The 12,705-nt window shown below is 60.2% G+C and carries 10 protein-coding genes; 4 read left to right on the top strand and 6 right to left on the bottom strand.

Annotated features, from left to right (window positions below):
• Positions 1-358 precede the first annotated feature (358 nt).
• Together YH62_RS17255 and trxB are read right to left on the bottom strand one after the other, a co-directional pair.
• The gene (locus YH62_RS17255) at positions 359-1,255 is read right to left on the bottom strand and encodes a LysR family transcriptional regulator VtlR (protein WP_046795591.1); all 897 of its coding nucleotides are present in this window, start codon (positions 1,253-1,255) and stop codon (positions 359-361) included.
• Between the two features lie 15 nt (positions 1,256-1,270).
• Positions 1,271-2,245 (bottom strand): thioredoxin-disulfide reductase, encoded by a 975-nt coding sequence (gene trxB, locus YH62_RS17250; protein ID WP_046795452.1) that lies wholly within the window; start codon positions 2,243-2,245, stop codon positions 1,271-1,273.
• Between the two features lie 246 nt (positions 2,246-2,491).
• On the opposite strand from trxB, the gene YH62_RS17245 reads away from it, so the two are divergent.
• Genes YH62_RS17245 through YH62_RS17235 form a run of 3 tightly spaced genes read left to right on the top strand, consistent with a single transcriptional unit; the run spans position 2,492 to position 4,536 of the window.
• Entirely contained in the window at positions 2,492-2,959 is a 468-nt protein-coding gene (locus YH62_RS17245) for an Lrp/AsnC family transcriptional regulator (protein ID WP_046795451.1), read from the top strand.
• Positions 2,960-2,992: 33 nt separating this feature from the next.
• Positions 2,993-3,838 (top strand): glycosyltransferase, encoded by an 846-nt coding sequence (locus YH62_RS17240; RefSeq protein WP_046795450.1) that lies wholly within the window; start codon positions 2,993-2,995, stop codon positions 3,836-3,838.
• 32 nt (positions 3,839-3,870) lie between these two features.
• A complete protein-coding gene (locus YH62_RS17235; protein WP_052760443.1) occupies positions 3,871-4,536 on the top strand; it encodes a glycosyltransferase family 29 protein in 666 nt (221 codons plus the stop codon).
• A gap of 10 nt (positions 4,537-4,546) precedes the next feature.
• On the opposite strand, the gene YH62_RS17230 is transcribed toward YH62_RS17235, so the two are convergent.
• A complete protein-coding gene (locus YH62_RS17230; RefSeq protein ID WP_046795449.1) occupies positions 4,547-5,578 on the bottom strand; it encodes a polysaccharide pyruvyl transferase family protein in 1,032 nt (343 codons plus the stop codon).
• 190 nt (positions 5,579-5,768) lie between these two features.
• On the opposite strand from YH62_RS17230, the gene YH62_RS17225 reads away from it, so the two are divergent.
• A complete protein-coding gene (locus tag YH62_RS17225) occupies positions 5,769-6,701 on the top strand; it encodes a glycosyl transferase (RefSeq protein WP_348625765.1) in 933 nt (310 codons plus the stop codon).
• Positions 6,702-6,739: 38 nt separating this feature from the next.
• Here YH62_RS17225 and YH62_RS17220 read toward each other — a convergent pair whose 3' ends face one another.
• The 3 genes from YH62_RS17220 to carB all read right to left on the bottom strand — a co-directional run bounded on the left by YH62_RS17220 (position 6,740) and on the right by carB (position 12,552).
• Entirely contained in the window at positions 6,740-7,786 is a 1,047-nt protein-coding gene (locus tag YH62_RS17220; RefSeq protein WP_046795448.1) for a glycosyltransferase family 4 protein, read from the bottom strand.
• A gap of 15 nt (positions 7,787-7,801) precedes the next feature.
• Positions 7,802-8,278, bottom strand: a complete 477-nt coding sequence (greA, locus tag YH62_RS17215; protein WP_046795447.1) for a transcription elongation factor GreA — start codon at positions 8,276-8,278, stop codon at positions 7,802-7,804.
• A gap of 785 nt (positions 8,279-9,063) precedes the next feature.
• Positions 9,064-12,552 (bottom strand): carbamoyl-phosphate synthase large subunit, encoded by a 3,489-nt coding sequence (gene carB / locus YH62_RS17210; protein WP_046795446.1) that lies wholly within the window; start codon positions 12,550-12,552, stop codon positions 9,064-9,066.
• Positions 12,553-12,705: the final 153 nt, after the last annotated feature.

Here is a 12,705-nt window from a genome sequence, read left to right as displayed (position 1 = left end):
GCGAATGGACAAGGGGTGCGGATGGAATATTGAACAGGAAGTTTTCTGAGCGAAATTTTTGCAGAGCAAAAAAAGAGGGCCGCCGGATCGCTCCAGGGCCCTATAGGTGTGAAGGTCAAAAACCTCCAGAGGGGAACAGCTGCTGCGGTGGAACTGGGAGGAAAGCCACCATGTGCATCAGCTGTGTGCGATATGGTGGTTTTTTGTGCAGCGAACAATACGTTTTTGTGCACAACAGCTATGCGGGAAGCGCAAGCCTTCGGCCAAAAAACCGCCATGAAGGCATAGTCATCTTTTTATATTCCCGTAACCTATTGTTTTTTATGGATGCCTTGATTCGCCATAGGCTGAAGCGGGCTCAGAAATTCCAATTGCGCGCCTTGGCGACGATGAAATCGCGAAAGACCTTCAATTTCGCGGCGTTCTTAATTTCATCCGGATAGCAGAAATACGTGTCGAAGGACGGGATGTCGGCATTGATGGGAAGCTGGATCAGCCCCGGATCGCGGCCGACGATGTAATCCGGCAATACGGCTATCCCGATGCCGAGCAGGCAGGCGCGCTTGATCGAAGTCTGGCTGTTGATCTGCAGATGCGGCGTACGCGGATTGTCCGAGGAGCGCCCGGCATATTCCAGCCAATTGACGTCGAGAAGATAATTGGGCGCCGGTTCCCCGAAGGTGAGAATGCGGTGATCGTCCAGATCTTCGACCGTTTGCGGCTCTCCGAAACGATTGATGTAGGAGGGCGCCGCATAGACGTGCATATGCACGGTGAAGAGCTTGCGCTGGATGAGATCGGACTGCTGCGGCTGGCGAAGCCGGATGGCGCAGTCCGCATGGCGCATGTTCACATCCAGCTCTTCGTTGTCGAGGATGAGCTGGATCGCCATTTCCGGGTAGAGCTGCAGGAATTCCTGGACCTTGTCGGTCAGCCAGCCCTGGCCGAGGCCGACGGTGGTCGTAACTCGGAGCTTGCCGGAGGGTTTTTCCGTCGTCTCGGTGAGTTGCGCCTTCACCGTTTCGAGCTTCAGCAGCACGTCATGCGCCGTGCGGTAAAGCAGCTCTCCCTGCTCGGTGAGAATCAGGCCGCGGGCGTGCCGGTGGAAAAGCTTCACGCCCACGTCCTGCTCGAGCGCGCTCACCTGCCGGCTGATGGCCGATTGTGAGAGGTGCAGCTTGTCGGCAGCGTGGGTGAACGACCCGGCCTCCGCCGCCGCGTGGAAAATGCGCAATTTGTCCCAGTCCAGCGGCACACCCATGCGAGGCCCTTACTCTGCCGCAACGGCGATTGGCTGGATACCGGCGAGATAGCGCTCGGCTTCCAGCGCGGCCATGCAGCCCATGCCTGCGGCGGTGACCGCCTGGCGGAAGGTGTCGTCGGTCACATCGCCGGCGGCGAATACGCCGGGAACGTCCGTCGCGGTCGAATCGGGAGCGGTCCAGAGATAGCCGTTGGGTTTGGTCTTCAGCTTGCCCTTGAAGAGTTCCGTGGCAGGCGCGTGGCCGATCGCCACGAAGACGCCGTCGACGGGCCGTTCGGTAATCGCGCCGGTCACGGTGTCACGAAGGCGGATGCCTTCGACGGACGGCGGCATCGGCGGCTTGGCGGGCTTGCCGGTGATCTCGGCGACTTCCGTATTCCACAGCACGCCGACATTCGGCCGCTGGAAGAGGCGTTCCTGAAGGATCTTCTCCGCGCGGAAGCTGTCGCGGCGGTGCACGACGGTGACCGACTTCGCGATATTGGAAAGATAGAGCGCTTCCTCGACGGCGGAGTTGCCGCCGCCCACGACGATCACGTCCTTGTTGCGGTAGAAGAAGCCATCGCAGGTGGCGCAGGCCGAAACGCCGAATCCCTGAAAATGCTGCTCGCTTTCAATACCGAGCCACTTGGCCTTGGCGCCGGTGGCGATGATGATCGTCTCGGCCGTCCAGGTCGTGCCGGAATCGGTGCGCACGGTAAACGGGCGGCGGGAAAGCTCGACCTCGGTCACCAGATCGTTGACGATCTCGGCGCCGACATGGCTTGCCTGCTTCAACATCTGTTCCATGAGCCAGGGGCCCTGGATGGGATCGGTAAAGCCTGGATAGTTCTCCACGTCGGTGGTGATCATCAACTGGCCGCCCTGTTCCATTCCGGCGATCAGAACCGGTTTCAGCATGGCGCGCGCCGCATAAATGGCGGCAGTATAGCCGGCCGGGCCGGAGCCGATAATCAGAACCTCGGTATGACGGGCAGACATGAAATTTCCTTTCGAAGACCGGATCAAAGCGTAGGCATGGCTCCTCCCTACATTCCTCATATAAGGAGTCGATCGCGATCTGCCGCTTTTGACGCAGCATTTAAGTGCGATCCATGCATTAGTTCAAGGGCAGCCTTGCGTTAACAACAGAACAGTTGGCATGGAAACGTCAGCGGTGGACGCGACATATTCTTGCTTAAAATCCGTCTTGCGCTAAAAGCCTGAAAAAAAACGAAGGGAAAAATCGTGCTTCGCGCTGATCTCGACGCTATCGACATCAAGATTCTAAGGGAATTGCAGCGCGACGGGCGCATCACCAATGTGGAGCTCGCAGAGCGGGTCGGCATATCGGCGCCGCCTTGCCTGCGCCGTGTGCGCAAGCTGGAAGAAGCCGGCATCATCGAAGGCTACCATGCGCTGCTGAACGCTCCCAAGCTCGGCTACGATCTGGTGGCTTTCTGCATGGTGGGGTTGAAGCGGCAGTCCGATGCCGATCTCAAGGGCTTCGGCTCGAAGGTGCAGCAATGGCCCATCGTGCGGGAAGCCTGGATGGTCAATGGCGACAGCGATTTCCTTCTGCGCTGCGCAGCGGAGAACCTGACGATCTTCCAGGATTTCGTGATCGAGGTGCTGACGGCGGACGAACATGTCGACACCGTTCGCACCATGCTGACGATCCGTCAGGTCAAGCAGCTCGGCCTGGTGGAAATTTGACCCTAGGCCAGCAGGGCTGGCGGGATTGATACTATGCTTACACCCGAGAATACGCTTCTGGCGATCTTCTCCTACAATATGGGAAATACGCTTGAGAGGTGCATTACCTCGACGCTGAAGATGTGTCCGGGCTTCGATCTCGCCATCATCGACGACCAGAGCGAGGATGCGGCCACCAGGGACGTGATCCGCAGGCATGCCGGCTCCTTCAAGTTCTCATTCGTTTCCGAGAGCGACAAGGAGGGGAAAAAGCACGGCAATCTCTACGACAATGTCCAGTTCATGTGCGATCTGGCCACTGAAAAGGGATATGAATATCTCTTCCTCATCCAGGACGACATGCAGTTCGTGCGCCCCATGGATGACTATATCTGCCGGCAGTATTCAACCTTGTTCGAGGCGGATGAAAAGGTTCTGCAGGTCGATCCGCGTTTCCTGCGGAAGGGCTACAACTACGAGATCGTGGAGGCGTGGAATGCCTACCGGTTCCCGGAAGGGGATGTCCGTCGCTCCTATGCCGATGTCGGCATCCTGCGGCTTTCGCTTCTCAAAGCGATGAACTGGAAGTTCCGGGATAGCGAATCGGAAAACAAGAGAGTTCTGACAGAACTCGGCTATCAGCGGCTTTTTCCGCTTTCCCCGATCCTGATGCATGTCCCGTTTCCGGTTTCATACCGGAATGGCAAGGTCAGGCGGTCTTGGCTTCCGCGAAACCGGGGCACCTACGCGTTTCACGAGCTGTCGCAGCAGGAGCGCGACGCGATGGACCGGCGCCCCCTTTCGAATATTCCCTACTTCCGGCAGTATCTACGGCCGAAGAACATGCTCTTCACCCGGCTTGTCTATGCGCTTGTGACGGACGCATCGGCATTGCGCTAGGAAACTGGAGGCCCACGGCGAGGCGTTCATTGATGACCAGCATGAACGGGGAAGGGTTCATTCCGTTCCTCAGGAAGAAAGCAAAGAAGAAGACCGCCAAGGTGATCGGCTGGTTTCGCCGGCAATTCGGTATGTGCTATCGGTCCGCGCTGTCCGAGGCGGATCTCTTCAAGATACTTCGTGGAAAATCGGTCGCGCTCGTCGGCAATGCGCTAAGCCTTGGGGAACGGGATTGCGGGGCTGCGATCGATGCCTGCGACATCATCATCCGTTGCAACCGAGCACCGATACCCGACATCCGCTCGCACGGCGCGAGGACGACGTTCATCGCGACCAGCATCGAGTTGCCGGGAGAAATCATGGCCGAGCGCGGCGCAAGCCACATTCTATGGATGTCGCCGCCACGCAATGCGCTTCCGGGCTGGATCGTCAAATGGCCGAACTTCTTCCTTTATCCCAAGAAGCGCCACGAGGCGCTTAACGCCAAGATGCCCGGCCGACCGACCACGGGGCTGATGGTCATAGATATTCTGACACGTTCGCGCTGTCGCTCGGTGGCGCTCTACGGCTTCGATTTCTTCAAGAGTCAATCATTGTCGGGCGATCGTGACAGGACGCAGGGGCCTCACGATTTCGATGCCGAAGAACGGTTCGTGAGGACGCTTGTCGCCAAGGACCGAAGATTTTCGCTGAACTGACCTGCGCGGACTACTGGCGCTGGTGGAGGCTTCCGATCCGTTCAATCTCATCGAAAAGCAGCCCGGCATCGGTCCGGCACTTTTCCAACCCGATCTCGATCTTCTGCCGCTCCTCGTCGGTATAGCTTTCCCTCTCGGGATGCGAGAGGCGGTCGGCAAGCGATGACATCGTCGTCAGTCTTCGAGCCCCGAGGCCGAAATCGTTCAGGAGCGCGCCGATCTTCCAGGAGTTCGAATCCACCGCCAGAAAAGGCGTTCCGGTAAAAAGGCAGAAACATGCGGCATGAAACCGGCCCGTGACGTGCAGGTAGGCGTGCTGGAGCGCATCTATGAAGCCGGCTTCATCCTTGCTGAAAAGGATATCTGGGTGACGCATGCCCGAGGCTGCGGCATGCAGATGAATATAGGCTTCTCGCAGCAGGCGAAGGGGAGGCGGATAATGCGGCTTGCTCGGTTTCAGCGTCTTCAGGATCGGCAGAAACCTGGCATCGCTTCGCGAGAAGGCGATCCTGGCAAGCGTTCGGCTCACCTCGCGTGAAACCGAGTCGCCTACCAGGAGCAGGTTGCGGTTCGTGGTCGCAGGAGCGGGAACGGCACCTTCCGCCAGCGAAAGATCGGGCACGAAACCGATCTGCCGGCCGGCTTGCGCCGAAGCGGCTTCGGCGCTCCAGGAATCGCGCGTCGAGATCAGTGCAATCCGCTCCAGATAGCGGCGCCAATCGGCGGGATTTTCCTGATAAAGCGCGTTGATGAGCGCCACCGGCTTGTCGCCGCGCGCCGGATGATCGACGACCCGCAGCAGCCGTTCACCTTGCGGTGCCCCGTGATGGAGAGTGCCCTCGCCATTGATGACGATAATGTTACTATCCGACATGGCGGCGAGGAACCGCCGGTCGTTCTCCCAGTCATTGCGAACAAGGCTGCGGGCCACTATCTGAATGTTCCGCCGCGCCAGGTTTTCCTCGATGATGCGCATGACGCGGAGACAGCCGAAATGATTGTCGCCGCGCGTGTCGTTCAGGATAACTGCCTTGAGGGTCAAAGAATGCCTTTCCGGGCCTGGTGCCGCCGGATACTTGGAGTGCCTGCATTTATGTCTGCCACAGCTCTGCTATCAAGCAATTTTGCGAACTGCGCTGAACAATGCGAAGGCCGATCCTTCAATATCCTCTTGTCTCAGGCCTCGTGATTTGGTCTGAGGAAGAGCAAGCCACTACATCAGGAGCGAGCGCGTGGTGCGGATATCGGAACGGCCCTTGCACCGTTCGGCCATAAAGTTTCTTGCCACGGTTCTCCTTGGCAGAGCGAACGCGCATGCGCAGAACTGGTGGCCGGGACTTGCTCTGGATGCGCCAGCTGATCCGGCCCAAGAGGGGCATGTCGTCTACCGCGAAGAAGAGGTTGCGCAGCTCCTGCATCCGTCGGCACTGAAGGCGCAAGCCGGTCGGGATGTATTCATCATCGGTTCCGGTCCTTCGGTGAAGGAAAATGACATATCCGCGATCGGTTCCTGCACCGCCATTCTCCTGAACGGGTCGGTCAGTCTGATCGGCTGCCCGATAGAAAGGCCGCTTGCAATTGCTATCGAGGATGAACGTTTCATCTGGCGCCATTTCGATCTCGTGCGCGCAAAGGTCGAGAAGGGAATGTTCTGCCTCTTCTCCGTCGGCGTGCTCAGGGCGATATGCGAGATCGACCACAAATGGCTTGGCGACAAAAGGATCGTCCTCATCGACGATATCCGCAAGCCGTATCGGGAGGCTCGAAGAAGCAGCACCACACTGGTCGAATTCGATTTCGCGCATCTGAGCGCGGATCGAGGGGCGGGCTTTTCCGACGATCCGTCCCGTGGCGTCTTCCAGGGCGGTTCCGTCGCCGTTAGCGCCCTTCAATTCGCGGTCTATTGCGCGCCGGAGCGGATCGGCTTCTTCGGGATCGACATCGCCAATGCGGATAGCACTCCGCGTTTTTACGAGCGGACCGGCTGGACGGCCAAATCCGGAATCGCCCGCGCCCGCGCCCGCATCCTGGCCCATATCGAGCTTGCCAAGCAGGTTTGCGACGAAAAGAGGATCGAGCTTCTCAATTTCTCCAGGATGTCAGCCCTGCAGGATTGCGGTCTTGCCTATGACGCCCGATATGCAAGAGCAGCCATCGAGGCTTAAGGAAGGCTAGGTGGGGCAGGGAACCCGCCGCTTTCCGGCTACGCAAGCAGGTGCTTATAAACCGTCTCCAGCGCCTCGGCCTCCCGCGTCAGCGCGAAGTTCTCCCGCACGTGCTTCAATCCGGCCTTGCCCTGCTCCAGCGTCTCTTCGGGATTAGCCAGATAGTTGCGGATCGCTTCGCGAAGCGCCCGATAATCTCCCGCAGGGACGACGGCTCCGGTCTGATCCTGAACGATCATCTCGGCATAGGCGCCGGCGTCGCTCGCGACGACCGCAACGCCGGAGGCCATGGCTTCCAGTGGCGTCAGGCCGAAACCCTCGTTGCGGGAAGGCGCTACATAAAGCGTGAGCTTACGATACCAGGGCTTGATATCGTCCACCTCGCCGAGAAAGCGTATCCGCTCGGAGAGGCCCGCATCGGCCACGGCCTTTCTCAGCTCATCGGCAAAGGCCTGATGTTCGGCCGTTACGCGGCCGTTCACCACCGCCGTCCATTCCGGGTGGTCCGGAAGAAGGTCGATCATCGATCTCACGAAAAGATCGGTGCCCTTTTGATGGCGGACGCGTCCGAAGCAGCCGATCAGATATTTTCCCGGCAAGCCAGTTGCCGCGATGCTGTCCTCTTCGCCCGATGCGGGATGGAAGAGGTCGAGATCGACGCCATGCCGGATGACGGTGTGAGGAACCTCGAGGAAGGAGCCGGAGCGGCCGCTCGTTGCCACCACGGCGTCCATGCGCCGGATCAGCCAGCGGGTATAGCCGGTGTGGCGGCGCTGCGCCGCCGAGGTGAAGAGAAGCTTCAGCGGCATGCGGAAGACATGGCGCAGGATAATGCCCGGAAGCATCTCCGTGTTGCGGCGCGCATGCCAGACGCGCCATCTTGCCCCCTCCGGAGGAGACCAGAGCGCCAAAAGCTGCCGCCACTTCATCTTCGGCAAGCCGTCAGGCAGGCCGGGGCCAAGCGTGACGATACCGCGGCCGAGCCGGATCTGTTCCGGCACGAGCTGGACGACGGTAGACGTCACGCCCGATAGGCGCCGCTTGAAATGAGGCGCGATGACGGTGATATGGCGGAGCGAGTGCAAGATGGCAGCCGGAAATCAGCCCCAGCTCACGGAGAGGATTTCATAGCTCTTGGAGCCGCCGGGAGCCACGACCTCGATGGAATCGCCCACTTCCTTGCCGATCATCGCGCGGGAGATAGGAGATGAAATCGAAATGCGGCCGGCCTTCACATCGGCTTCCTGATCGCCGACGATCTGATAGATCTTTTCCTCGTCGGTGTCTTCGTCGACGAGCTTGACGGTTGCGCCGAACTTGATCTTCGAGCCCGACATCTTCGTGAGGTCGATCACCTCTGCGCGGGCGATCAGGTCCTCGAGTTCGCCGACGCGGCCTTCGTTGTGGCTCTGCGCTTCCTTGGCGGCATGATACTCGGCATTTTCCGAAAGGTCGCCATGAGCGCGCGCCTCAGCGATGGCCTCGATGATGCGCGGACGCTCCTCCTGCTGACGCCACCGCAGTTCTTCCTGCAGCTTTGTAAAACCATTCGGCGTCATCGGTACCTTATCAACCATTTCTTCGTCCTTTACCTCATGCCCGCGGTTGCCGCGGACACAAAAAGAAACAGGTTCCGGAGCGAAACTTCGGAACCATCCACAAATCAGAGTTTTCCGGACTATAGCAGATCATGAACTGCAATTGCCAGAGATTTCGAGATGGCATCTCCCGCAGAGATTTCAAGTCCGTCGGGAACCATGCTGCTCCTGCTGTGTTCGAAACTGGCACATTACGGGTGAGGGAGAGACTATCTGTCGCGCACGCCCCGACGGGGCCGCACCCTTGGAAGCGAGGATATCCGAGTCCATTCAGCCGCTTATCCGCTCGAGCTCGCATCTCGATTCGAGCCGCTTCAAGCGGCGGATGAGGGCCGGATCGTTCCTAAACGGAGCGGCCGGACCGTTCCGGAAAGCAAGCTTCTACAGGCGCTTTTGTCCTTCTTGTCCCGTGAGGAGCCGAAAGTGTCCCGAAATGAGACATGTGGGAGGCGGGAGAGTTGGCTGTTAAGAAAGTGTCAACCTTGACCGATGACTAAGAAAGACACCGTGCAATCGCCTTTCTAAATTCCGCGCGCATGGTTTCTGGAGGTTCCGCCAATGACGAGGCGGCTGAGATATCTGATCGTGTCGGTGTTGACATCGCTGATGATGTGGGCCGGTGTTTTTATCGCCGCGCTTGTGATGTGGCGGCTGATCCGCGACTATCTATGACTTAGCTATCCGCGAAATCCTGAACGACGCAAATGAAAAGGCCTCTCCCCAAGGGAAGAGGCCTTCGCATTGTGATGCGGGCAGGGTTTGGCTCAGCCGAAATAGCTTTGCAGCGGGCGCACTTCGAGATTGCCGGCCTTCAGTGCCTTGATCGCAAGTGCTGCGGCTTCGGCGCCGGCCATGGTGGTGTAATAGGGGACCTTCTGCATCAGCGTGGCGCGGCGCAGCGACTTGGAGTCCGAGATCGCCTTGTTACCATCGGTCGTGTTGATGACCAGCTGAACCTGGCGGTTACGGATGGCATCCTCGATATGGGGGCGGCCTTCCAGCACCTTGTTGATCTTGGTCGCCTCAATGCCGTTTTCAGCGAGGAAGCGCTGGGTGCCGCCGGTCGCCAACACCTTGAAGCCGATCTCGCTCAGGATGCGGATCGCCGGCAGAACGCGGGCCTTGTCCTCATCGCGAACGGAAACGAATACCGTCCCGTCACGCGGCAGTTCGACGCCCGCGCCAAGCTGCGACTTTGCGAAGGCCAGAGCGAAATCCGTGTCGAGGCCGATGACCTCGCCGGTCGAGCGCATTTCGGGTCCAAGCAGCGTGTCGACGCCGGGGAAGCGGGCGAAGGGGAAGACAGCTTCCTTGACCGCGATGTGCTTCAGGTTGCGCGGGTCCGGCTTCTGGCCGTAGGCGGCGATTGCCGCATCCAGCTTCTCGCCCGCCATGACCCGGGCAGCGATCTTGGCGATCGGCGCGCCGATGGTCTTCGCCACGAAGGGAACGGTGCGGGAGGCGCGCGGGTTCACTTCCAGCACGTAGATCGTGCCGTCCTTGATGGCGTACTGGACGTTCATCAGGCCGCCGACGTTGAGCGCCTTGGCGAGCGCGGTCGTCTGGCGCTCCAGCTCGTCCACCGTTTCCTTCGAGAGCGAGCGCACCGGCAGCGAGCAGGCGCTATCGCCCGAGTGAATGCCGGCCTCTTCGATATGCTCCATGATACCGGAGACGAAGACATTCTCGCCGTCGCAAAGGGCATCCACATCCACCTCGACGGCATTGGTGAGGTAGCTGTCGAAGAGCAGCGGGTTCTTGCCGAGCAGGGTGTTGATCTGGCCGGTCTTGTCGTTCGGATAACGCTGCTTGATGTCTTCCGGCACGAGGCCCGGAACCGTGTCGAGCAGATAGGTCTGCAGCATGGATTCCGAGTGGATGATCTGCATGGCGCGGCCGCCGAGCACGTAGGACGGGCGCACGACCAGCGGGAAGCCGATCTCTGCCGCCACGAGGCGGGCCTGTTCCACCGAATAGGCTATGCCGTTGTTCGGCTGGTTGAGGTCGAGCTTCATCAGGAGCTTCTGGAAGCGGTCACGGTCTTCGGCGAGATCGATCATGTCGGGCGCGGTGCCGAGGATCGGGATGCCGTTCTTTTCGAGCGCTTCTGCGAGCTTCAGCGGGGTCTGACCGCCGAACTGGACGATGACGCCGACCACTTCGCCCTTTTCCTGCTCGGCGCGCAGGATTTCGATCACATCCTCGGCCGTCAGCGGCTCGAAATAGAGGCGATCGGAAGTGTCGTAGTCGGTCGAGACCGTTTCCGGGTTGCAGTTGATCATGATCGCTTCGTAGCCGGCATCCTTCAGCGCGAAGGCGGCATGGCAGCAGCAATAGTCGAACTCGATGCCCTGGCCGATACGGTTCGGGCCGCCGCCGAGGATGACGACCTTCTTGCGATCGGAAACCTGCGCTTCGGAGCGGAGCGAGCCGACGAAGGGCGTTTCATAGGTGGAATACATGTAGGCGGTGGGCGAGGCGAACTCGGCCGCGCAGGTATCGATGCGCTTGAAGACGGGCCTAACGTTCAGGCTGTTGCGAAGCTCGGCGACTTCTTTCGGCCGCTTGGCCGTCAGGCTTGCAAGGCGGGCGTCGGAAAAGCCCATGGCCTTCAGCATGCGGAGGTTTTCGGCATCGGTCGGCAGGCCGTGCTCGCGGATGCGCGCTTCCATATCGACGATCGCCTTGAACTGGGCGATGAACCACGGATCGATCTTGCAGGCCTCGTGGACTTCGGCCTCGCTGAGCCCCAGGCGCAGCGCCTGGGCGACCATGCGCAGCCGGTCCGGCGTCGGCGTGCCGATCGCGGCGCGGATGGCGTTCTTGGAGTTTTCCTCGTCCTGAAGGCCAGGGATTTCGATCTCGTCAAGGCCGGTAAGGCCGGTTTCGAGACCGCGCAACGCCTTCTGCAGCGATTCCGCGAAGGTGCGGCCGATCGCCATGACTTCGCCGACCGATTTCATGGCCGTCGTCAGCGTGGGTTCGGCGCCGGGGAACTTCTCGAATGCGAAGCGCGGGATCTTCGTCACGACATAGTCGATCGAGGGTTCGAACGAGGCCGGGGTCGCGCCGCCGGTGATGTCGTTTTCGAGTTCGTCGAGCGTGTAGCCGATCGCAAGCTTCGCCGCGACCTTGGCGATCGGGAAGCCGGTCGCCTTGGAGGCAAGTGCGGAGGAGCGCGAGACGCGCGGGTTCATCTCGATGACGACGAGGCGGCCGTCTGCCGGGTTGACGGCGAACTGCACGTTCGAGCCGCCGGTTTCCACCCCGATCTCGCGCAGCACCGCGATCGAGGCGTTGCGCATGATCTGGTATTCCTTGTCGGTCAGCGTCAGCGCCGGCGCGACGGTGATCGAGTCGCCCGTGTGGACGCCCATCGGATCAATGTTCTCGATCGAGCAGATGATGATGCAGTTGTCCGCCTTGTCGCGGATCACCTCCATCTCGTATTCCTTCCAGCCGAGCACCGACTCTTCGATCAGCACTTCGGTGGTGGGGGAGGCGTCGAGGCCGCTCGAAACGATCTCGAAGAACTCAGAGCGGTTGTAGGCGATACCGCCGCCGGTGCCGCCGAGCGTGAAGGAGGGGCGGATGATGGCCGGCAGGCCGACATGGTCGAGCGCCTGGGCGGCAATCGCCTGCGCGTGGCTCATATAGCGCTGCTTGCGGTCGCTTTCGCCGAGATTCCACTGGTTTTCGAGTGCGTCGAGCGCCTTGTCGAGCTCGGCGCCGGAAAGGCTTTCGCGCAGCTTGGCGCGCTCGGCCTCATGCGCTTTGCGGTCCTGGTCCTTGATATCCGTCGCGTTGGCAAGCATCGATTTCGGGGTTTCAAGACCGATCTTGGCCATCGCCTCGCGGAAGAGCGCGCGGTCCTCGGCCTTGTCGATCGCGGCGGGCTTGGCGCCGATCATCTCGACATTATAGCGGTCGAGCACGCCCATGCGCTTCAGGGAGAGGGCGGTGTTGAGCGCCGTCTGGCCGCCCATGGTCGGAAGCAGCGCGTCCGGCCGCTCCTTGGCGATGATCTTGGCGACGACTTCCGGGGTAATGGGCTCCACATAGGTCGCGTCGGCAAGGCCCGGATCGGTCATGATGGTGGCCGGATTGGAGTTGACCAGGATAACCCGGTAACCTTCCTCCTTCAGCGCCTTACAGGCCTGGGTGCCGGAATAATCGAACTCGCATGCCTGGCCGATGACGATCGGCCCCGCGCCGATGATGAGGATCGATTTGATATCTTGGCGCTTCGGCATGATCGTCTTTCCGCTTTTTTCTGCGCGAAAAGCCGGCCGGGTGTGGGAGATCACCGGTCGGGTCGCGCAACTCAAGGTCTTTTCAGGCTAGACGGGGCTTATAGGCAAATGTGTCCGCAAACGGAACCCCATAAATCACCAAATCGACAGGAT

The organism is Rhizobium sp. LC145, from assembly GCF_001005825.1.
GTDB lineage: Bacteria > Pseudomonadota > Alphaproteobacteria > Rhizobiales > Rhizobiaceae > Neorhizobium.
The sequence above is the reverse complement of the archived record's forward strand: the minus strand, read 5'-3'. Positions and strand labels throughout refer to the sequence as shown.